A 20,870-nucleotide genomic window follows, 5' to 3' on the forward strand; every position below is an offset into this window, starting at 1 on the left:
AGATGCCAGGAGGGCGCCATGCCGCCCTTCGACCCCCGCCACGCCGCCAGCTACCCCACCGTCATCGGCTGCGACGAGGTCGGGCGCGGTGCGCTGAGCGGACCGGTGGTGGTCGCCGCCGTGTGGTTCGACCCCGCAGCCATTCCATCGGATCTCATCGCCGCCCTGGACGACAGCAAGAGGCTGCCCGAGCCGGTGCGGAACCGTCTCGCGCCGCTGATCCGCCGGCATGGGCGCGTCGCCCTGGCGGCGGGCTCGCCCGCGCTCATCGATAGGATCAACATCCGCGCCGCCACCCTCGACGCCATGGCGCGGGCGGTGACGAAGCTCGGGATCGACGCGCCGGTTTATGTCGACGGGCGGGATGCCCTGCCGGGCTTCGCGGGGAAGGCCCTGGTGGGGGGCGAGCGGCTGGTGCCGCAGATCGCCGCCGCCTCCATCGTCGCGAAGGTCATGCGCGATGCCTTCATGCGGCGCCTCGCCCGGACGCATCCCGGCTATGGCTGGGAGCGCAACGTCGGCTACGGCACCGCCCTCCACCGCGCCGGCCTCGCCACCCTCGGCCGCAGCCCGCACCACCGGACGAGTTTTACGAAGACGTTCGGATAGGCTCGACCTTCCGCCCATCCATCTCTCTCGTCCCGATCGTCTGGCCGGAAAGGTGCCCCCTCCGTCATTGCGAGGAACGAAGCAATCCAGGGACGCGCCACGGTCGGAAGCGGCCCTCCCGCCCCTGGATTGCTTCGCTCACGCTCGCAAAGACGGTGAGGTGTGAGGCGCCGTCGCGTCCTTCCCGGTCAGATGGAACGCGGGGGTGGGGCCGCTCCGCCTAGAACAGGCTGAGCTGCGCCCCCGGCGGCCGGAAATCCTGCGTGTTCAGGGCTGAGCGCCCGAACGAGAAACCGAGTCTTCGTCCCGCGAGCCGCACCCGCTGGCCCACCATCTCGGCATAGGGCCCCTCCCCCCGGAAGCGGTGGCCGAAGCGCGAATCGTTCTCCTGGCCGCCGCGCGATTGGCGCAGCAGGGCGAAGGCCCGCTCCTTCCGCTCGGGAAAATGCTCCGCGAACCAATCGGCCACGAGGTCCTTCACCTCCCGCGGCAGGCGCAGCAGCGCGTGGCCGATGCGGCTCGCCCCATGGGCGCGGGCGGCCTCCAGCAGCGATTCGATCTCGTGATCGGTGAGGCCGGGGATGATCGGCGAGACATTGACCATCACCGGCACCCCCGCCATCGCCAGGGCGCGCATGGCCGCGAGACGCTTCTCCGGGCGGGGCGCACGGGGATCGAGGCGGCGGGACAGGACCGGATCGAGGGTCGGCAGCGAGATCGCGACGAGGGCGAGGTCGCGCGCGGCCATCCGCGCCAGCAGGTCGAGATCGCGCAGGATCAGGTCCGACTTGGTGGTGACGCTCACCGGATGGCGGGCTTCGTCCAGCACCTCCAGCACGGCGCGGGTCAGGCGCTGCTCCCGCTCGATGGGCTGGTACGGGTCGGTGGCGGTGCCCAGCGCGATGGTCTCCGGCCGATAGCCCGGCGCCGCCAGTTCCCGCCGCAGCAATCGCGCCGCGTCGGGCTTGGTGAACAGCCGCGATTCGAAATCGAGCCCCGGCGAGAGCCCGAGATAGGCATGGGTCGGCCGCGCATAGCAGTAGATGCAGCCGTGCTCGCAGCCCCGGTACGGGTTGATCGACCGGTCGAAGGGGATGTCCGGCGAGGTGTTGCGGGCGATGATCGAGGCCGCCCGCTCGGGCCGGACGTCCGTCCGCAGGGGCGCGGGCGCCTCGCGCTCCCAGCCATCGTCGAAGGCCTCCCGCCCGGCGGGCTCGAAGCGGCCGGTCGGGTTCGCCGTGGCGCCGCGCCCTCTCCGTCCCTCGGGCGGCGTGGTGCTTCCCGACAGGCGCAGGGCGGGGGGCGGGTCGTGGCGCATGGGGCTCGCTCCTCGGCCGGAACGTAACACGAACATTCCGCTCGGTCTGCCGAAAATGCGGGCAATGCGAGAGACTTGAACTCCCTGATGCGGAAGGGGCGTTGTCCCGCGTGCAGAATCGGGTATGCGCGCCGCATGCTCTCCGCCGTGACCCTCCTGGACGATCCGGCCGATCCGGACGCGATCGACCGGCTGGCCGACACCCTCAGCGTGCTCGTGTCCGGCGTGGCGGGCGGACTCGTGGGCGACGCCATCATCGTCGTGCCCCGCGAGGCCCCGGCGGTGGCCACCGTCGCCGAGGCGACCGGCGCGGTGCTCGTCACCCATGCCGGCGGGGCGCCCTTCGCGGCGGGGGCGGCGCTGGCCCGGCGCGATTGGATCCTGTGCCTGGAGGCGGGGGACGTGCCAGCCGAGGGCTGGATCCGCACCCTCGACCGCTTCGTCGGCATGGCGAAGCCGGAGATCGGCATCGGCCGCCTTCAGCGGGCCGCGCCGCTGCGCACCCGCCTCCTCGCCCGCGTCGAGGGAGTCATCGGCGCGCGCGGCGTCAGGGCCGGCGACGTGGTGCGGAAGGAGGACCTTCTCGGCCGCTCCGGCCGGACCGGGCGGCTGCGTATCCGCGCCCTCAACGGCCGGATCGACCGTTCCTGAGATACAACCTCGACGCGGCGAAAGCTCATCCAATGTAATTGCAAGCTGCATCCCTGGCGGAACGGCCGGAAACTTGCTCAGTTGCCGGCAACGATAAGCCGCCGCCCTGGCGGAGCCGCGACGGGAAGACTTGGATGGATGCCTCCGGCCTGATGGCGCGCAAGTCGGTCGACGACATCGTCTCGGGCGGGGAAGCGGAGGAACAATCCCTCTCGCGGACCCTGGGGCCGCTCTCGATCATGGCGATGGGCATCGGTGCCATCATCGGCGCGGGCATCTTCGTGCTGACCGGCACCGCCGCCGCGCAATATGCCGGGCCGGGCATCATGCTCTCCTTCGTGCTGGGCGGCATCGCCTGCGCCTTCGTCGGCCTGTGCTATTCCGAGATGGCGGCGCTGATCCCCGTGGCGGGGTCGAGCTACACCTATACCTACGCGACGCTCGGCGAATTCTTCGCGTGGCTGATCGGCTGGGACCTGATCCTCGAATACGCGATGGGCGCGGCCACCGTGGCGGTCGGCTGGTCGGGCTACGTCACGAGCATCCTCAAGGATGTCGGGATCGTCATTCCGGCCCAGATCGCCCACGCGCCGGGCACCGCCATCGAGGGCGGCGGCACCGCCCTGTTCAACCTGCCCGCCGTGCTGATCGTGGCGGTGCTGACCCTGCTGCTGATGCGCGGCACCAAGGAATCGGCCAAGCTCAACAACGTGATGGTGGTCATCAAGCTCGCTGTGGTTCTCGCCTTCATCGGGCTCGGTTGGCGCTACACGAACAGTGCGAACTGGTCCCCCCTGATCCCGCCGAACGACGGCACCTTCGGCCAATACGGCTACAGCGGCATCCTGCGCGGCGCGGGCGTGGTGTTCTTCGCCTTCATCGGCTTCGACGCGGTCTCGACGGCGGCGCAGGAGGCCAAGCGCCCGCAGAAGGACATGCCCATCGGCATCCTCGGCTCGCTGGCCGTGTGCACGATCCTCTACGTGCTGGTGGCGGCGGTGCTCACCGGCCTCGTCCCCTACAAGGAGCTGAACGTGCCGGACCCGATCGCCAAGGGCGTCGACGTGATCGGCATTGGCTGGTTCGGGGCGCTGATCAAGCTCGGCGCGCTCACCGGGCTCACCACGGTGATCCTCGTGCTGCTCTACGGCCAGAGCCGGATCTTCTACACGATGGCCTCGGACGGGTTGCTGCCGAAGATGTTCTCCCACGTCCACCCGACCTACCAGACGCCCTACCGCAGCCAGGCGCTGATCGGCACCTGCGTCGCCCTGGTGGCGGCGCTCGTGCCGATCAACATCCTCGGCGAGATGGTGAGCATCGGAACGCTGGCCGCCTTCTGCCTCGTCTGCGGGGCGGTGATCCACCTGCGCCGCACCGAGAAGCGGATGAAGCGCCCGTTCCGCGTGCCCGCCGTGCCGCTGGTGCCGATCCTCGGCATCCTGTTCTGCCTGCTGCTGATGGCGGGCCTGCCCCTCGACACGTGGCTGCGCCTCGTCATCTGGATGGCGGTCGGCCTCGTGATCTACTTCTTCTACGGACGGAAGCACTCGGTGCTGCGGAAGAAGAACGGGACGACGGCGTAACCGCCCTCCCCCGTCATTGCGAGGCGGAGCCGGCTGGATTGCTTCGCTTACGCTCGCAATGACGGCGTGGGTGGACTCACCCCCGCCGCAAGTGCTCATCCAGCCGGGGCATGATCTCGACGAAGTTGCAGGGTCGATGCCGGTAGTCGAGCTGCTGGCCGAGGATGCCGTCCCAGGCGTCCCGGCAGGCGCCGGGGGAGCCCGGCAGCACGAAGACGTAGGTCGATTTCGCCACCCCGGCGGTCGCCCGCGATTGCAGGGTCGAGGTGCCGATCTTGTCGTAGGAGATCCGGTGGAACACCGCCGAGAAGCCGTCCATGCGCTTCTCGAACAGAGGCTCCAGGGCCTCCGGCGTGACGTCGCGGCCGGTGAAGCCCGTGCCGCCGGTAGTGAGCACCACGTCCACCGCCGGATCGGCGAGCCACGCCTCCACCTGCCCCCGGATGCGCGCCACCTCGTCGGGGACGATGGCCCGGCCGGCGAGGCGGTGCCCGGCCTCGGTCAGGCGCCCGACCAGGGTGTCGCCCGAGCGGTCGTCCTCGGGCTTGCGCGTGTCGGAGACGGTGAGCACCGCGATCCCCAGGGGGATGAAGCGGCGGGCTTCGGAAACATCGGCCATCGGTCAGGGCTCTCCCGGTCGTGACGGGAGATATGGGACGGACCCGAACGAAGGGTTAGGCCGCGTGTCGTCGCGCGGCCGCTCCGGCGGCCGGCACCGCCATCGGCTCGGGCAGGCCGGTCGCCCGAAGGACGCCCTCGGCCCCGCTCAACGCGCCCTCGCGCAGTTCCAGCCCGAGGAAGCGGTCGCGCTCGAACGGGCCGGGCATGGCGAGGCCGGCGGCGAGGTCGCCGCGGAAGCCGAAGCGGGCATAGTAGGGCGCATCGCCCATGAGCAGGATCGCCCCGTGGCCCAGCGCCTCGGCCCGGCCGATGGCCGCCTGCATCATCACCGAGCCGAGCCCCTGGCCCTGGATCGCCGGATCGACGGCGAGCGGCCCGAGCAGCAAGGCGGCCCGGCCCAGCCCGGCCTCGACGTGCCACAGGCGCAGGGTGCCGACGAGCCGGCCCCGGCGCGTCGCGGCGAAGGCGAGGCCGCGCGCGGGCAGACGCCCCTCGCGCAGGCGCTCGGAGGTCTTGGCGCGGCGGTTGCCGGGGAAGCAGGCGTCGAGAAGGCGCTCGCGCGCCGGCACGTCGTGGGGGAATTCCGAGCGGATCTCGATCACAAGCGTGCCCTCCCAGGGTCGACCCAGGTGACGGAATAGGGTTTCGAAAGGACGTGTCCTTTCGCGGGTGCAGGGCGGCGCCCTGCAAGGAGCCTCAGGGCTTCGCCCCGAGACCCCACCCAAGGGCGTGACGCCCTCAGGACTCCCCCTCAGATCACGATCTGCTGGAGCGGCGGGAAGCCGTTGAAGGCGACGGCCGCATAAGTCGTGGTGTAGGCACCCGTTCCCTCGATCAACACCTTGTCACCGATCGAGAGGGAGACCGGCAGCGGGTAGGGCTGCCGCTCGTAGAGCACGTCCACCGAATCGCAGGTCGGGCCGGCGATCACGCAGGGCTCGGTCCGCTCGCCGTCGTGGCGGGTGCGGATCGGGTAGCGGATCGCCTCGTCCATCGTCTCGGCCAAGCCGCCGAACTTGCCGATGTCGAGATAGACCCAGCGCACCTCGTCCGCGTCCGTGGACTTCTTCGAGACGAGCACGACCTCGGCCTCGATCATCCCGGCATTGCCGACCATGCCGCGACCCGGCTCGATGATCGTCTCCGGGATGCGGTTGCCGAAATGCTTGGTGAGCGCGCGGAAGATCGCGTCGCCGTAGCTCTCCACACCCGGGACCGCCTTCAGGTACTTGGTCGGGAAGCCGCCGCCGAGGTTGACCATCGACAGGAAGATCCCCCGCTCGGCGCACTCGCGGAAGATCGTCGCGGCCGAGGCCAGCGCTCCGTCCCACGCCTCGGTGTTGCCCTGTTGCGAGCCGACGTGGAACGACATGCCGTAGGCGGCGAGGCCCTGGCGGTGGGCGTGCTCCAGCACGTCGGTCGCCATCTCCGGCACGCAGCCGAACTTGCGCGAGAGCGGCCAGTCGGCGCCCGCGCCGTCGCACAGGATGCGGCAGAACACCTGGACGGCGCCCGGCTCGAGGCCGGCGGCGGCGGCGGCGCGGGCGATCTTCTCGACCTCGGCCTCGCAATCCACCGCGAACAGGCGGATGCCGTGCGCCAGGGCGCGGCCGATGCAGCGCTCCTTCTTGATGGTGTTGCCGAAGGAGATCCGGTCCGGCGTGGCGCCGGCGGCGAGCACCATCTCGATCTCGGCGACCGACGCGGTGTCGAAGCACGAGCCCATTTCGGCCAGCAGGCGCAGCACCTCCGGCGCCGGGTTCGCCTTCACGGCATAGAACACGCGGGTGTCCGGCAGGGAGCGGGCGAAGGCCGTGTAGTTGTCGCGCACGACATCGAGGTCGAGCACCATCACGGGGCCCTCGTCGTGGCCGAGGTCACGGCGCGCGCGCAGGAAGTCGCGGATCCGGTCGGTCATGGTAGGCTCCCATCCACGTCTCGAGAGCGCCCTCTGCCGGGGCGCGATGTCGAAATCAGGCGGCTTCGCGAGGCCGCCGGCGTCAGGGGGCGATGCGACGCGCGGTCCGGCGTGCTTTGGAGACACGTCGACCCGAGCGGGCGCAGAGCACCCGGAAGCTGCCGTGGATTGGAAGGGAGAATCCCCACCGCACGCCGGGCAAAGAGAAACAAGCCTCTTCGGTGCCGACCTTTGGAGGGTCGGCGAGACCAAAAAAGCCCGTTCGTCGTTGCTTTAAGCTGCGTCCCCCGTGGAGAGCGGGGTTCGCCGGTTTCGCCTCCGGCTGCCGGTTGTTGTCGGGGTCCGGTGTTGCCACCTGGATTGCCGGAAGCGGGGGATCCACCCCCACGACCATCGATCCTAAGACCCCTGGCGGCTGTCCGGCAGTTGACCGGATACCCACCAACCGACACGCGGCCACAGGCACGTGCGAAATTGGGCAGGGGGGACATAATCCCAGGCGGCCCCGACGGCAAGACCGAATTGTGCGCTATCCGCAAAATGCAACCGGCTGGGCCGATGGTGTTGCAGCGGCGCCGCATCCGGGGCATCTCCCTCCGGCAGATGATCCGACGGACGGGCGATGGCAGGGCCGAGAATATCGCAATCGGGCGCAGCGCGGGCCACCGCGTGAACGCTCCCCTCCGCGAGATGCCGCCGGCGCGGCCGGTTCCCGATGTGCGCCCGGCGACGCTGGGCGACCTCGACGCGCTGGTGGCCCTCGAACACGCCGCCTTCGCCACCGACCGGGCGGAGCGGCGGGCGATCCGCCACGCGATCCGCTCGCCGACCATGGACGTTCTGGTGGCGCTCCTCGACGGCGATGTCCTGGTGGGCGCGGCGGTGCTGGAGCGACGCCGGGCGAGCCGGATCGCCCGCCTCGCCTCCATCGCCGTGGCCCCGAACCGGGGCGGGCTCGGCCTCGGCGGCCATCTCCTCGACGCGGCGGAGGACACCGCCCACGCCCATGGCTGCGACCGCCTGCGCCTCGAAGTCCGCGCCGACAACGGCGCCGGCATCCGCCTCTACGAGCGGCGCGGCTACACGCGCTTCGCAGTACGGCCGGATTATTACGAGGACGGGATGGAGGCGTGGCGCTACGAGCGGCTGCTCGGGTAGCCTGCCGGGGGGAGTCAGGGGGCGCCTTGCTTCGGTGGGTCGGCGGGTCTGGGTTCCGGGCTCTTGCCTGCGGCAAGCCCCGGAATGACGGTGTGGGTTTCATGACGAACCCCGTCATTCCGGGGCCGCGCAGTGGAGCCCGGAATCCAGACCCGCCGACCTCCCCGGCCTTGACCCCGCCCGATTAGGGGATTCTTACGCCGCCGCCGATACTGTCATCGGGTCTGCCGCACCGCACGAGACATCCGTTTTGGCCGTCATCGCCGCCTTCATCATCAATGCGGGGCTGAACTTCGTCCTCGGCCTGCTGATCGCCAAGCTGCTCGGCCCGGCCGATTTCGGCCGCTTCGCCCTGGCGACGACGGGCGCCATCGTCCTCAACACCGTGCTGTTCGAGTGGCTGCGCCTCTCGGCGACGCGCTTCTATTCCGGCCGCGTGCGGATGGACGAGCCGTGGATCCGCCACGGGCTCGACCGGGCCTACCTGCGCTTGGGGATTGCGCTCGCCGCCGCCGCCGCCCTCTGCGGCGCCTTCGGCTACGGCGAGGGCGCGGATGGACGCGAGGCGGTCCTGTGCGGCACCGGGCTCGCGGCGCTCGGCATCGGCGTGTTCGATTATCACGCCGCGCTCGCCCGCGCCCGGTTCGACGGCAAGCTCTATCTCGGCCTCGTCGCGGTGAAGAACATCGTGGCCTTCGTGATGATGGCCGGCGCCGCATGGTTCCTGCCGCAGCCGGCCTGGGTGCTCGCGGCGGCGGGCGTGAGCCAGCTCCTCGCCGTCGTGGTCCTACGCGGCCCCCTGCGCGACCCCGCCACGTCGTTCGAGCGGACCCGCCTCTCCGCGACATGGAGCGTCTTCGCCCGCTACGGCCTGCCGCTGATCGCGGCCAACGCCGCCTACCAGCTGCTCTCCTTCGTGAACCGGGGCGCGGTGGCGGCGAATGCCGGCTTCACCGAGGCGGGCTATTTCGCGCTCGCCGCCGACGTGACCTCACGCGCGCTGATGACGCTCGGCACCGCCCTCGACCTGCTGCTGTTCCAGATCGCCGTCCATGCCGAGGAGCATCGCGGTCGCGCGGCGGCCGAGGCGCAGGTGGCGCTCAACGCCGCCACGGTCTTCGCCCTTCTGGCGCCCTGCGCCGTGGGGTTCTGGGCCGTGCTGCCCGCGCTCCAGGCCCTCGTCGTCCCGGAGGCCTATCGGGGGCCGTTCGAAACCTACAGCATCGCCCTGATGCCGGGCCTCTTCGGCCTCGCGATGATGTTCTACGCGGTGAACCCCGCCTTCCAGATCCGTCGGCGAACCCTGCCCGTCGTAGCGGGCGCGCTGGTCGGGCTCGGGCTGAACGGGATCGGGCTCCTCGTCCTGCCGCCGCTGTTCGGCGGGATCGGCGTGGCGCTCGCCCAGACCCTCGGCCTCCTGGGCGCCTGCCTCTGGCTCGGCTGGCGGGCGCTCACCGGGCGTGACAGGCTCGTCCTGCCCTGGGGGCAGATCGGCACGGCGGCCCTCGCCTGCGGCGCGATGGGCCTCGCGCTGGCCCCCTTCCGGCACCTGCCGCCGGCCGTGGCGCTCGCGGTGCTGGTGCCGGCCGGAATGGCCCTCTACGGCGCACTGGTCTGGGTGTTCGACATCGCCGGCCTGCGCGGCCAGGTGATGGCCCGCCTGCGGCCGACGCGGACGGTCGCGGCGGAGTAGCACCCCTCGCCGTCATTGCGAGCGGAGCGAAGCAATCCAGCCGGCACCGCCTCATCCGGATGGGGCGCGCGCTGGATTGCTTCGGCTTCGCCTCGCAAGGACGGGGTGGCTGATGGCACCCCGCCGCGCTTGCTCAGTCGATGTCTTCGACCGCCTCGCCGCCGCCATAGACGCGCTGGGCCAGCGACGCCTCCATGAAGGGGTCGATATGGCCGTCCAGCACCTCGTCCGGGTCGGTGGACTGGGTGCCCGTGCGCAGGTCCTTCACCAGCTGATAGGGCTGCAGCACGTAGGAGCGGATCTGGTGGCCCCAGCCGATATCGGTCTTGGAGGCGGCCTCCGCATTGGCCTTCTCCTCGCGCTTCTTCAGCTCGGCCTCGTAGAGGCGGGCGCGCAGCATGTTCCAGGCGGTGGCCCGGTTCTTGTGCTGCGAGCGTTCCTGTTGGCACGCCACCACGATCCCCGTGGGATTGTGGGTGATGCGCACCGCCGAGTCGGTGGTGTTCACGTGCTGGCCGCCCGCGCCGGAGGAGCGGTAGGTATCGATCCGGCAGTCGGATTCCTTGATCTCGATCTCGATCCGGTCGTCGATCACCGGATAGACCCAGACGCTCGCGAAGCTGGTGTGCCGGCGGGCGTTCGAATCGTAGGGCGAGATGCGCACCAGCCGGTGCACGCCGGACTCGGTCTTGAGCCAGCCATAGGCGTTGTGGCCCTTGATCAGGAGCGTGGCGCCCTTGATCCCGGCCTCTTCGCCGTCGGTCATCTCGACCACGTCGACCTTGAACTTCCGCCGCTCGGCCCAGCGGGCATACATGCGCTGGAGCATGTTGGCCCAATCCTGGCTCTCGGTGCCGCCCGCGCCGGCATGGACTTCGACATAGGTGTCGAACCCGTCCGCCTCGCCGGAGAGCAGGGTCTCGACCTGCCGGCTCGCGGCCTCCTTCTCGACGGCGAGGATCTGCTGCTCGCCCTCGGTGATGGAAGCGGCATCGCCCTCCATCTCGCCGAGTTCGATCAGCGTCGCCGCGTCCTCGAGGTCGCGTTCGAGCTTGCGGATGATCTGAACGGCTTCATCGAGCTGCTGCCGCTCGCGCATGACCTTCTGCGCGGCCTCGGCGTCGTTCCACAACTCGGGGTCCTCGGAGCGGGCGTTCAGCTCCGCGAGGCGTTTATCGACTGTATCCCAGTCAAAGATGCCTCCTCAGCAGTCCTATAGACTGCTTGGCGGCATCCGAGGCTTGCTCGATCTCGGCGCGCATCTGGTGTTTCAAAGTGAGGTGTCAGGGCCGGGGTGATACCGGTGGCGTCCAGCGGTGTAAATGGCGCCGTCGCTATTCCGGCTCCGGCACGGGGGGCGGGTGAGACGCATTCGGCGAGCCCCCTCACCCTCGCTCCGGCTTCGCCTTCGCTTCCCACCGACACGACGCGGTGTCGGCAGGCCTCTCAGGCTGGCGCCCATTGGTGGAACACCGCGCTGTCGAAGGCGAAGACCGGCTCGTCGCGCTGGTTCACCCCGGTGTTGCGGGCGAAGACGAGACCCCAGCCCGGCCGCGAGGCCGAGGCGCGCTTGTCCGTCACCTTCGTGGCGAAGCGGATCGTATCGCCCGCATAGACCGGCCGGATCCAGCGCATGTTGCGGAAGCCGGGCGACGGCCCCGATTCCGGCACCGGCCCGCGCGCGGCCGTGAAGGCGCGGTCGCGGGCGCGGGTGGTGAGCAGGCGGTTCATGTAGGCCGCCGCCGTGTGCCAGCCCGAGGCGCACAGCCCGCCGAAATGCGTCTGCCGTGCCGCCGCGTCGTCGAGATGGAAGGCCTGGGGATCGTAGGCCTTCGCGAAGGCGACGATTGCGTCCGCATCGAAGCTATAGGCCCCGAGCTCCCGCGTCGCGCCGATGGCGACATCGCACAGAAAGGGGACGGCTTCGGCATCGTCGGGCTGCGTGTCCGGAGCCGGCACGCCGGTCGTGACCGGTCGCGGCGGCAGGGGCTGTGTGCCGCGCCGCGCCAGCATGAAGGTGAAGCGCTGCGTCATCACCGTCTCGCCGCGCCCGTTCTTCAGGCCGAGCATGGCGTTGACGAAGCCGAGCCCGGGCTTGGTGGACGAGTCGCGCAGGCCGGTGATCGTCAGGCTCACCCGCAGGGTGTCGCCCGGCAGGACCGGGGCGAGCCAGCGCAACTCGTCGATGCCCGGCGCCCCCAGCGACGAGCCGCCCTGGAACGGCCCCTGCTGCAGGAGCCGCATCCCCAGCGCCGCCGTGTGCCAGCCCGAGGCGATGAGCCTGCCGGCGAAGGTCTTCTCCGCCGCCGCCTCGTCCAGATGGAAGGGCTGGAAGTCGAAGGATCGCGCGAAGCCGACGATGTCCTCGCGGGTCACCGTCAGCGGCTCGCCGGTCAGCACATCGCCGACGGCGTAATCCTCGAAGGCCAGTTCGGGCATTCAGCTCTTGGGGGTGATCAATTGGCGAAGCGGAAATGCAGCACGTCACCGTCCTGCACGACGTATTCCTTGCCTTCAAGCCTCAGCTTGCCGGCATCGCGCGCGCCGGACTCGCCGTTGAGGCTGGTATAGTCCTTGAAGGCGATGGTTTCGGCGCGGATGAAGCCCTTCTCGAAATCCGAGTGGATCACCCCCGCCGCTCCCGGCGCGCGGGTGCCCTTGGTGATCGTCCAGGCGCGGGCCTCCTTCGGGCCGACCGTGAAATAGGTGACGAGGCCGAGAAGATCGTAGCCGGCGCGGATGACGCGGTTCAGGCCGGGCTCGGCGAGGCCCACGGCCTCTAGAAACTCGGCTTGATCCGCCTGCGGCATCACCGCGATCTCGCTCTCGATCTTGGCCGAGACCACCACCGCCACGGCGCCCTCGGCCTTGGCGCGGGCGAAGACGGCCTGCGAATGGGCGTTGCCCTGGTCGGCATCGCCCTCGTCCACGTTGCAGACGTAGAGGACGGGCTTGGCGGTCATCAGGCCGAGGGTCTGGAACAGCCGCTCCTCCTCGGGCTTGCGCTCCACGAGGCGGGCGGGCTTGCCCTCGCGCAGCAGCGGCAGGGCGCGGTTCACGAGGTCCAGCGCCTCCTTGGCCTCCTTGTCGGAGCCCTTGGCCTTCTTCTCCAGGGCGACGGCGCGGCGCTCCAGGCTGTCGAGGTCTGCGAGCATCAGCTCGGTCTCGATGGTCTCGATGTCGGCGGCCGGATCGACCTTGCCCTCGACATGGGTGACGTCCCCGTCCTCGAAGCAGCGCACCACGTGTGCGATGGCATCGACCTCGCGGATATTGGCGAGGAACTGGTTGCCGAGCCCCTCGCCCTTCGAGGCGCCGCGCACCAGCCCGGCGATGTCCACGAAGGTCAGCCGGGTGGGGATGATCTCCTTCGAGCCGGCGATGCGGGCGAGGTCATCCAGGCGCGGATCCGGCACCGCCACCTCGCCGACGTTGGGCTCGATGGTGCAGAACGGATAGTTCGCCGCCTGCGCCGCCGCCGTCTGCGTCAGCGCGTTGAAGAGGGTCGACTTGCCGACGTTCGGCAGGCCGACGATGCCGCATTTGAAGCCCATGGGTCAGTTCCGTCGCAGCACGTCGTCCGGCGACGCGCGAAAGGGGTTGATGAGTGTCATGCCCTCGAACACGGCGCCGTGCGTCATGTCCTCGGTCAGGAAATAGCGGCATCCGTGGAGATGGGCGGAGGCGACGAGCAGGCAGTCGAACCATTGGTAGCCGAGAGATTCGCGGACGCGCCAGGCGAGTTCGGTATCGTCCTCGCCTAGCCCCCGCGACCCCCATAAGCCGATCACGGCGATCTCGCCCTGAACGTCATGCAGATTGCGGCTTGGCTCGTTCTTCAGAATCCAACGAGTCAGTTCGTTGAGGACTTGCAGGTTCGTGACGGCGAGGCCCGCATCGCTGATGGCCGCGAGCCACTCGTGGGCACTTCGCCGTTTGGCGGGATCTCGTTTGTCGCGGACGTAGATCAGAACGTTCGTGTCGATGAAGAACGACTCAGTCGTAGAGCTGGTCACGCGTAGGCGCCTTGCCGTTCTCATCCGTCAAATCCATGAGCGGCCCGGCCAGGAAGCGCTCAAGCGCCTCACGCTGGGTCAGCGGCGGACCGACGACCTGCTCGACAGCTTCGGCCACCAAGCGAGACAGGCTCTTGCCGTCACGCGCCGCGGTCAGGCGCGCCCTCTGCAAAAGTGCCTCATCCAAGCTCACGGTGACGTTCGTCATCGCTCCACTCCCGCTCCACGATCCTCGATATCGTGTCCCCGTGTTTTCGTGTCAATTTTTCGCGCCCAGCGGCTTCACCTCGTCCCAGCCGCGCCCGGCCATGGCGAGGTGGACCTTGTTCTGGAAGCTCGCGTCCTCGCCCGCCGCGAGCACGGCGGCGTGGTCGGCCACCGCCCGGCACAGGTCCTCGACCCAGGGCATCTCGGCCTTGCCGAAATCGTTGAGGACGTAGGCATGCACCAGCGCCTTGTCGCCGGGGTGACCGATGCCGAGGCGCACCCGGCGATACTCGTTCCCGCACTGGGCCGTGATGGAGCGCAGGCCGTTATGCCCGGCATTGCCGCCACCCTGCTTCACCCGGAGCTTGGCGGGAGGCAGGTCGAGTTCGTCGTGAAGCACGATCACGTCGGAGAGGGCGATCTTGTAGAAGCGCTGCGCCTCCGCGACCGAGCGGCCCGATTCGTTCATGAAGGTCTGGGGTTTGAGCAGGATCGCGCGCTCGGATCCGAGCGCCACCTCCGCCGCCTCGCCCTGGAAGCGCCGCCGGAACTGGGCCGCCCTGTGGACGCGGGCGATCTCGTCGATGGCGAGGAAGCCGATATTGTGCCGGTTGGCGGCGTAGCGGGGGCCTGGATTCCCGAGGCCGACGATCAGACGCATCCTGTCCCGGAGCGTCCCGCAGGCCGCCCCGTCCTCCTATGATGCGCTCACCCAAGGGCGTGCGCGCGGCGGGAAAGGCCCGCGCATAGCAGATCGCCGGAAGGCCCCCAAACCGGACCCTCAGGCGGGGGCGTGCCGGCGCAGCAGGTCGCGGATCATGCGGAAGGGCAGGAGCGGCAGCTTGATCAACGCGCCCAGGGCGACGACGACGAGGACAGTCAGGATCGCAAGGACGGTCTTGAACACGGCGGCGGCCTCCGTGGCGCTGCGGCCACAACGCGCCGCGAAAACGCAGTGAGCGCCCGAAACCGGGCAACACTGTGGACACATGGCACCCATGGCTGCGTCGGATCGCGCATCGGATCGCCCTGGGATCACTCATGAGCCCATCGCATCGCAGGCATGGCAAGGGGCGCGGAGCCGTCCCGGATTGCGCCACGCTCATGCCATCGTCCGAGGGCATCCGCTCCGCCGCCGCTGGAGTTCGCTCCGGCGGCTGTTGAGTGGAAGGAAGTCCGATGTCCAAGACCCTGGCGGCCCTGCTGGCCCTCGCCGTTGGCGCGGCCCCCGCCGTGTCCCTCGCCGAATCCTCGCCCGCGCGGGATGCGCTGAAGCGGTCCTGCACCGGCGACTACATGGAATTGTGCAGCGAATTCGCCCCCGGCGGCCCGGAGGTCGAGGCCTGCTTTCGGGCCAACATGAAGAAGCTCTCGCCCGATTGCTCCTCGGCGATCACCGCCTACAAGAAAGAGCAGAAGGCCACCCGCCGGGTCAGCGAGGCCCGCTGACGGCCCTCGCCCGCGCCGGCATCCAGGACGCGCTCAGGATGCCCGCGCGAGGGTGATGATCGCCTCCCGCGGGACCGCGTCGGGCAGGATGGCGGCGGGCGCCTTGCCCTCCTCCGAGTCGCGCAGGACATCGTCCATCTCGGATTTCGGCATGGCCCGGCCGAACAGGTAACCCTGCCCGAAATCGCAGCCCTGATCGGAGAGCCAGTCCACGCTCGCATCGGTTTCGATGCCCTCGGCCGTGGTGGCGAGCCCGAGGCTGGAGCCGAGCTTGATGATGGCGTCGACCAGCTTCGCCCGCTCGTCGCTCATCGTGATGGCGTCGACGTAGCTGCGGTCGATCTTCAGCTTGTCGAACTTCAGTTCGCGCAGGTGATACAGGCTGGAATAGCCGGTGCCGAAATCGTCCAGCGCGATGCGCACGCCGAGCCGCTGCAGGGAGGTGAGCGTCGCCCGCGTCGCCTCGAGGTCCTGGATCAGCGCGCTCTCGGTGATCTCCACTTCGAGCCGGCCCGGCGGGAAACCCGTCTCGGTGAGGATGGCGAGGATCCGCTCGGCGAGCCACACGTCCTGGAACTGGTGCGGGGCGATGTTGACCGCGAGGATCAGGTGGGCGGGCCAATCCCGGGCATCGAGGCAGGCCCGGCGGATCAGGTTGTAGCTGAGTTCGGCGATCATCCCCGTCTCCTCGGCCACGGGGATGAATTCGTTCGGGCTGATCAGCCCACGCTCGGGATGGCGCCAGCGGGCCAGCACCTCGAGGCCGACGATGTCCTTGTGCGGCAGGGCCACGACCGGCTGGTAGAAGGGCTCGATCGCCCCCTGCTCGATCGCCGTGCGCAGTTCCGCCTCGAGCCGGGCGCGGGCGCGCAGCTCCTCGTCCATGGCGCTGCGGAAGAAACGGTAGGTCCCCCGCCCCTCCTTCTTGCCCTGGTACATGGCAAGGTCGGCCGCGTGCAGGATGGCGTCCGCGTCGGTGTAGTCCGGCGAGACCGCCGCGACGCCGACCGTGGCGCCGACCTTGAGTTCATTCTGGCTCCAGTTGATCGGCATGGCGATGGTGGCGATCACGCCCTGGGCGAGGCGGGTCAGCCCCTCGCTGCCGTGAGAGAGCGGGACGAGGAGGGCGAACTCGTCGCCCCCCAGCCGGGCCGCGACGCCGCCCTGGGGGAGCAGCCCCTTGAGCCGCTCGGCGACGGCGCAGAGCACCGCGTTGCCGGCGGCGTGGCCGTAGAGGTCGTTGACCGGCTTGAACCGGTCGAGATCGATGAGGAGCACCGCCGAGGGTTCGGCCGTGGCGTGCTGGCGCACCCGCTCGACTTCCTCGAGGAAGCGGCGACGGTTGGCGAGGCCGGTGAGGCCGTCATGCCGGGCGATGGCCTCAGCGTTGGCGGCGGCGGCGTCGCGCTCCAGCATCAGGCGGCGCATCAGGATCGACTTGCGGATGCTCGCGCCGCAGATCGCGACGCCCATACAGGCACCGAGGATCATGAAATCCCCGAGCCGATAGGCCTGGACGGCCTCATGGAGCACGTCGAAGGAGCCGAGGGTGATCCCCACGAACCAGATGCCCGCCCCGATCAGGAGCAGGCACAGCGTTTCGTAGAGTTCTCCCTTCCGCCACTGGATGATCGTCGCCTTGGTCATTCCGGCCACCTTTCACGCCGGCATCTCAGCACGAATCACCTAAAACGTCGTGAAGTCGGTTCCGGAAAGATCGCTTTCGCCGGCAGGGGTTCGGTCACTGGAATTGTATCGTCTTCCCGGATCGCATCGAAGACTGTTTCGAGCCTGAGACGCGCGCGGTACGCCGCGCCGTCAGGAAGGACGCCGCATCCGCGACGCCCGGCGCGGCGGCGGCCTGCAGATCGGCCCGCGTGAGACCGAGCCGGGCAAGATCCTCCTCGGACGCGCAGGCGAGACGGTGGAGGATGCGCCGGTTCATCGCCGGGCGGCCGAACTCCTCGCGCAGTCCCGCCGCCACCCGAGCCAGTCCCTTGCGCAGGCGATCCGCCACCATGTCCCTCTCCTCTCGCGGGGATGAGGGGCAAGGATGCCGCCCGTGCCCTAGGAAAGACAGGGACGATTTCGTACGGTTCGCCCGAATTGTCCGAAGATTGGACCAGTACGGATGAGCCTCGCAGATCAGATCGGCCGCACGGAGGCCGTCGCCGCCGGCATCCGCCAGCGCATCGCGGCGCGGGCGCTGCCCCCCGGCGCGCGGATCCCCTCGGTGCGCGCCCAGGCCGAGGCGATGGGCGTGTCGAAATCCACCGTGGTCGAGGCCTATGAGCGGCTGGCCGCCGAGGGGGCGATCGTTTCCCGGCCGGGCTCCGGCTTCTATGTGGCGGGCAAGACGAGGCCGCTCTGCCTGAAGGCGATGGCGCCGGAACTCGACCGCGCGGTCGATCCGCTCTGGCTCGCCAAGCAATCGGCGCTCGCCGGCTCGACCATGATGACGCCGGGGGGCGGCAACCTGCCGGAGAGCTGGCTGCCCGACGAGGCGGTGCGGCGGGGCCTGCGGGCGGTGGCCCGGGCCGACACCGCCGTCCTGACCCGCTACGACCAGCCGCTGGGATACGGCCCGCTGCGGGCGCTGATCGCCCGGCGGGGGGCGGAAAAGGGCGTGGTCGCCGACCCGGACCAGATCGTCCTCGTCGATTCCGCGACGCAGGCGCTCGACCTGATCGGCCGGTTCCTGCTCCAGCCCGGCGACACGGTGCTGGTGGACGATCCCTGCTACTTCAACTTCGTCGCCCTGCTGCGGGCGCAGCGGGCCACGGTGATCGGCGTGCCGATGACGCCGGAGGGACCGGATCTCGCGGCGCTCGCCGCGCTCCTGGCGGAGCACCGGCCGCGCTTCTACCTGACGAACTCGGCGCTCCAGAATCCGACCGGCACGAGCCTCCTCCCGGCCACGGCCCACCGCATCCTGCGCCTGTGCGAGGCGCACGAGACCCTGGTGGTGGAGGACGAGATCTTCGGCGATCTCGAACCCGACGCGGCGCCCCGCCTCGCCGGATTCGACGGGTTCGAGCGGGTGATCCAGATCGGCGGCTTCTCGAAGACGCTCACCGCCGCCGCCCGCTGCGGCTGGATCGCCCTGCGGCCGGATTGGGTCGAGCCGCTGGTCGATTTGAAGCTCGCGCTGAGCCTCGGCAACGGCCATGTCTGCGCCGCCCTGGCCCACGGTCTCCTGACCGACGGCAGCTACCGCCGCACCGTCGCCGAGACCCGCCGGAGGCTGGCGGGGGCGATGGCGCAGGTCTCCCGCGATCTCTCGGGCTGCGGCCTGCGGATCTGGGCAGAGCCGCGCGGCGGCTACTTCCTCTGGATGCGCCTGACGGACGGGCGCGACGCCGCCGACGTGGCCCGCCGCGCGCTCTCGCGGAACATGCTGCTCGCCCCCGGCGTGGTGTTCAGCCCCTCCGGCGGCTGGCGGGACTTCCTGCGCTTCAATGTCGGCCATTGCGCCGACCCACGGGTGATGGAAGGCCTGCGCGCGGTACTGGGCTGAGGCCCTACCAGACCAGCCGCTCGATCACCGCATCGGGATGCACCGTCTGCCGGCTGAGCCATGCGGCGATGTCGCCGAGGGTGTGGTGGTCGGCCGTCACGCCCAGTTCCTCCGCGTGGATGCCCCGGGCGACGAGGAGGCTCGCGATGCCGAAGGCGCTCGCCCCGGCGATGTCGGTGCGGATCGCGTCGCCGATGGCGATGACGCGGGCCTTGTCGTCGGGCGGGCCGCCGTCGAGGGAGGCGGCGAGGGCGAGGGCCGCCTCGTAGACCGGCCGGTGCGGCTTGCCGGCATAGACCACCGCGCCGCCGAGATCGGCATAGGCGGCGGCGAGCAGCCCGGCGCAGGGGATCAGCCGGTTGCCGCTCTCGACCACGAGGTCGGGGTTGGCGCAGATCATCGGCAGACCGCGCCGGGCGAGGCGGGTGAGTTCGTCGCGGTAATCGTCCGCCGTCTCGGCGCGGTCGTCGAACAGGCCCGTGCAGACGACGAGGTCGGCCTCGTCCTCCGGCACGAGGGTGAGGTCGAGATCCTTGAACACGCCGAGGTCGCGCTCCGGTCCGAGATGGCGGATGCGCGCGCCGGGCCGGGCCGCGATCAGCTCGCGGGTCAGGTCCCCGGAGGTGAGGATCGCGTCATAGGCCTCGCGCGGGACGCCGAACCGGTCGAGGATGCGTCCGACGCCGTCCCCCGGACGGGGGGCGTTCGAGACCAGCACCACCCGCCGCCGCCGCGGACCCGGCAGGGCGCGGAAGCGGATCAGCGCCTCGCCCGCCGCGACATGCGCCGTCTGGCCGTCGTGGAGCACGCCCCAGACATCGCAGAGGATCAGGTCACGCTCCTCCGCGATCCCGGACAGGCCGGCAAGGGTGGGGATCGGCGCGGTCATCGAACAATCCTGGTCGTTGGCATCAATGGGATTTCGCGAGCGTGTGCTCGGCGAAGAAATCGAGCATCGCCCGCGAGGCGTCCGGCCCCTCCGGGTCGGTGTAGGAGCCCTCGGGCCGCCCGCCCGACCAGGCGTGGCCGGCGCCCCGGATGCGCCAATCCTCCACCACGACACGGCCCTGGCGGTCGGTGAAGCGGGTGCGGGTGAAGGGATGGCCGCCGAAGCGGTCGCTCGCCCCCTCGAAATGCTCCGCGCCGGCGGTAAGGCCGGCGGCCTCGGCCTGGGCGAGGATCTGGTCGGCGTTGCGCACGCTCACCGTGTTGTCCTCCATGCCGTGGAAGACGATGGTGGGGATGCGCTTGTTCGCGACCGGCGCGCCGAAGTTCGGCCCGGTGCCGAGGCCGGGAGCACCGACCTGCATCGCCATCAGCGCCGAGCCGAGGTCGCGGGCGCAGCCGGCCGCGAGCCCCGAATGCACGCCCACGGCGGCGTAGAGATCCGGGTAGGCATGGGCGATGTTGAGCGCCGCCGCGCCGCCCGCCGACATGCCCGCGATGTACACCCGTGCCGGATCGATCGGATAGGCGTCCATGATCGCGCGGGTGATGCCCGCGATGATCGCCGGCTCGCCGCTCTCCCGGCTCTGGTCGCCCGGATCGTACCACTTCCAGCACTTCTGCGGATGGGCCGACCGGCTCTGCGCCGGGTAGGCCACGAACAGACCCAGGCGCTCGGCCAGCACGTTCATGCCGGTGCCGGCGGCGAAATCGTCCGGGTTCTGGGTGCAGCCGTGCAGCATCACCACGAGGGGCGCGGGCGCCTGGGGGCTGCTCGGCACGAACAACTTGTAATCCCGCGCGCCGGCGGCGACCGCATGGCTGCGCGGCAGGAAGGCGCTGGTGCCGCCGCTCCGCTCCGGGGGCGGGGCGGGCGGGCGATGGCCGAGGCCCTTCAGCACGGGCGCGATGCCGCGCACCATGGTCTCCACCACCTCGCGGACGCGCAGGCTGGGCGACGGGTCGGCCGCGCCGTGGCGATGGGGGGTCGCGGCATTCGACGAGGGCGAGCCGCCGCGCCCGGTGAGGGTGCGCTGGATGAGGGCCGTCGCCTCCTCCAGCCGGCCGAGGCCGGTCAGCCGGGTGGCCTCCGCGAGATCCGAGAGGGGATCGCCGGAGGGACGTTTCCCGGACGTCTGGTCGGACTTGCCGAAGATGTCGGACATGGGGGTCGCCTCGTCT

At 70.2% G+C, this 20,870-nt stretch carries 22 protein-coding genes; 7 read left to right on the forward strand and 15 right to left on the reverse strand.

Annotated features, from left to right (window positions below):
• Nucleotides 1-18 precede the first annotated feature (18 nt).
• The gene (locus ACS5Q7_RS13350) at nucleotides 19-609 is read left to right on the forward strand and encodes a ribonuclease HII (RefSeq protein ID WP_478339804.1); all 591 of its coding nucleotides are present in this window, start codon (nucleotides 19-21) and stop codon (nucleotides 607-609) included.
• A 220-nt stretch (nucleotides 610-829) separates the two neighbouring features.
• Here ACS5Q7_RS13350 and ACS5Q7_RS13355 read toward each other — a convergent pair whose 3' ends face one another.
• A complete protein-coding gene (locus ACS5Q7_RS13355; RefSeq protein WP_478339805.1) occupies nucleotides 830-1,927 on the reverse strand; it encodes a PA0069 family radical SAM protein in 1,098 nt (365 codons plus the stop codon).
• A 135-nt stretch (nucleotides 1,928-2,062) separates the two neighbouring features.
• On the opposite strand from ACS5Q7_RS13355, the gene ACS5Q7_RS13360 reads away from it, so the two are divergent.
• The gene (locus ACS5Q7_RS13360; RefSeq protein ID WP_478339806.1) at nucleotides 2,063-2,578 is read left to right on the forward strand and encodes a hypothetical protein; all 516 of its coding nucleotides are present in this window, start codon (nucleotides 2,063-2,065) and stop codon (nucleotides 2,576-2,578) included.
• A gap of 134 nt (nucleotides 2,579-2,712) precedes the next feature.
• Nucleotides 2,713-4,164, forward strand: a complete 1,452-nt coding sequence (locus ACS5Q7_RS13365; protein ID WP_478339807.1) for an amino acid permease — start codon at nucleotides 2,713-2,715, stop codon at nucleotides 4,162-4,164.
• A 76-nt stretch (nucleotides 4,165-4,240) separates the two neighbouring features.
• Here ACS5Q7_RS13365 and moaB read toward each other — a convergent pair whose 3' ends face one another.
• The 3 genes from moaB to ACS5Q7_RS13380 all read right to left on the reverse strand — a co-directional run bounded on the left by moaB (nucleotide 4,241) and on the right by ACS5Q7_RS13380 (nucleotide 6,703).
• Nucleotides 4,241-4,783: a molybdenum cofactor biosynthesis protein B gene (moaB, locus tag ACS5Q7_RS13370; RefSeq protein ID WP_478339808.1), complete on the reverse strand. Its 543-nt coding sequence runs from the start codon at nucleotides 4,781-4,783 to the stop codon at nucleotides 4,241-4,243.
• A gap of 55 nt (nucleotides 4,784-4,838) precedes the next feature.
• On the reverse strand, nucleotides 4,839-5,387 hold the full coding sequence (locus ACS5Q7_RS13375; RefSeq protein ID WP_478339809.1) for a GNAT family N-acetyltransferase: 549 nt from the start codon (nucleotides 5,385-5,387) through the stop codon (nucleotides 4,839-4,841).
• A 149-nt stretch (nucleotides 5,388-5,536) separates the two neighbouring features.
• A complete protein-coding gene (locus ACS5Q7_RS13380; RefSeq protein ID WP_478339810.1) occupies nucleotides 5,537-6,703 on the reverse strand; it encodes a type III PLP-dependent enzyme in 1,167 nt (388 codons plus the stop codon).
• A gap of 690 nt (nucleotides 6,704-7,393) precedes the next feature.
• Here ACS5Q7_RS13380 and ACS5Q7_RS13385 point away from each other — a divergent pair.
• Together ACS5Q7_RS13385 and ACS5Q7_RS13390 are read left to right on the forward strand one after the other, a co-directional pair.
• Nucleotides 7,394-7,861 (forward strand): GNAT family N-acetyltransferase, encoded by a 468-nt coding sequence (locus tag ACS5Q7_RS13385; protein WP_478340128.1) that lies wholly within the window; start codon nucleotides 7,394-7,396, stop codon nucleotides 7,859-7,861.
• 250 nt (nucleotides 7,862-8,111) lie between these two features.
• Nucleotides 8,112-9,554: a lipopolysaccharide biosynthesis protein gene (locus tag ACS5Q7_RS13390; RefSeq protein WP_478339811.1), complete on the forward strand. Its 1,443-nt coding sequence runs from the start codon at nucleotides 8,112-8,114 to the stop codon at nucleotides 9,552-9,554.
• 133 nt (nucleotides 9,555-9,687) lie between these two features.
• On the opposite strand, the gene prfB is transcribed toward ACS5Q7_RS13390, so the two are convergent.
• The 7 genes from prfB to ACS5Q7_RS13425 all read right to left on the reverse strand — a co-directional run bounded on the left by prfB (nucleotide 9,688) and on the right by ACS5Q7_RS13425 (nucleotide 14,684).
• Nucleotides 9,688-10,816 (reverse strand): peptide chain release factor 2 gene (gene prfB, locus ACS5Q7_RS13395; RefSeq protein ID WP_478339812.1). Its coding sequence is split into 2 segments (ribosomal slippage): nucleotides 9,688-10,746 and nucleotides 10,748-10,816, totalling 1,128 coding nucleotides; the frame shifts between segments, so codons are not numbered across the junction.
• Between the two features lie 184 nt (nucleotides 10,817-11,000).
• Entirely contained in the window at nucleotides 11,001-11,993 is a 993-nt protein-coding gene (locus ACS5Q7_RS13400; protein ID WP_478339813.1) for a MaoC family dehydratase, read from the reverse strand.
• Between the two features lie 17 nt (nucleotides 11,994-12,010).
• Nucleotides 12,011-13,108, reverse strand: coding sequence for a redox-regulated ATPase YchF (gene ychF / locus ACS5Q7_RS13405; RefSeq protein WP_478339814.1), 1,098 nt, complete (start codon nucleotides 13,106-13,108; stop codon nucleotides 12,011-12,013).
• 3 nt (nucleotides 13,109-13,111) lie between these two features.
• Nucleotides 13,112-13,570: a PIN domain-containing protein gene (locus ACS5Q7_RS13410; RefSeq protein ID WP_478339815.1), complete on the reverse strand. Its 459-nt coding sequence runs from the start codon at nucleotides 13,568-13,570 to the stop codon at nucleotides 13,112-13,114.
• A complete protein-coding gene (locus ACS5Q7_RS13415; protein ID WP_478339816.1) occupies nucleotides 13,551-13,778 on the reverse strand; it encodes a hypothetical protein in 228 nt (75 codons plus the stop codon). The genes ACS5Q7_RS13410 and ACS5Q7_RS13415 overlap by 20 nt, the downstream gene beginning before the upstream one ends.
• Nucleotides 13,779-13,829: 51 nt before the next feature.
• Nucleotides 13,830-14,438, reverse strand: coding sequence for an aminoacyl-tRNA hydrolase (gene pth / locus ACS5Q7_RS13420; protein ID WP_478339817.1), 609 nt, complete (start codon nucleotides 14,436-14,438; stop codon nucleotides 13,830-13,832).
• 120 nt (nucleotides 14,439-14,558) lie between these two features.
• A complete protein-coding gene (locus ACS5Q7_RS13425) occupies nucleotides 14,559-14,684 on the reverse strand; it encodes a hypothetical protein (RefSeq protein ID WP_478339818.1) in 126 nt (41 codons plus the stop codon).
• A 272-nt stretch (nucleotides 14,685-14,956) separates the two neighbouring features.
• Between ACS5Q7_RS13425 and ACS5Q7_RS13430 the strand changes: the two genes are divergently transcribed.
• On the forward strand, nucleotides 14,957-15,226 hold the full coding sequence (locus tag ACS5Q7_RS13430; RefSeq protein ID WP_478339819.1) for a hypothetical protein: 270 nt from the start codon (nucleotides 14,957-14,959) through the stop codon (nucleotides 15,224-15,226).
• 33 nt (nucleotides 15,227-15,259) lie between these two features.
• On the opposite strand, the gene ACS5Q7_RS13435 is transcribed toward ACS5Q7_RS13430, so the two are convergent.
• A complete protein-coding gene (locus ACS5Q7_RS13435; RefSeq protein ID WP_478339820.1) occupies nucleotides 15,260-16,873 on the reverse strand; it encodes a putative bifunctional diguanylate cyclase/phosphodiesterase in 1,614 nt (537 codons plus the stop codon).
• Nucleotides 16,874-16,967: 94 nt separating this feature from the next.
• Nucleotides 16,968-17,243: a DUF1127 domain-containing protein gene (locus ACS5Q7_RS13440; protein WP_478339821.1), complete on the reverse strand. Its 276-nt coding sequence runs from the start codon at nucleotides 17,241-17,243 to the stop codon at nucleotides 16,968-16,970.
• A 114-nt stretch (nucleotides 17,244-17,357) separates the two neighbouring features.
• Here ACS5Q7_RS13440 and ACS5Q7_RS13445 point away from each other — a divergent pair, with 114 nt between their 5' ends.
• On the forward strand, nucleotides 17,358-18,743 hold the full coding sequence (locus tag ACS5Q7_RS13445; protein WP_478339822.1) for an aminotransferase-like domain-containing protein: 1,386 nt from the start codon (nucleotides 17,358-17,360) through the stop codon (nucleotides 18,741-18,743).
• 4 nt (nucleotides 18,744-18,747) lie between these two features.
• On the opposite strand, the gene ACS5Q7_RS13450 is transcribed toward ACS5Q7_RS13445, so the two are convergent.
• Both ACS5Q7_RS13450 and ACS5Q7_RS13455 read right to left on the reverse strand, forming a co-directional pair.
• Complete coding sequence (locus ACS5Q7_RS13450; RefSeq protein ID WP_478339823.1) at nucleotides 18,748-19,632, reverse strand: TIGR01459 family HAD-type hydrolase; 885 nt, start codon at nucleotides 19,630-19,632, stop codon at nucleotides 18,748-18,750.
• Between the two features lie 22 nt (nucleotides 19,633-19,654).
• A complete protein-coding gene (locus ACS5Q7_RS13455; protein WP_478339824.1) occupies nucleotides 19,655-20,854 on the reverse strand; it encodes an extracellular catalytic domain type 1 short-chain-length polyhydroxyalkanoate depolymerase in 1,200 nt (399 codons plus the stop codon).
• Nucleotides 20,855-20,870: the final 16 nt, after the last annotated feature.

This window comes from Methylobacterium sp. Gmos3 (assembly GCF_056430985.1).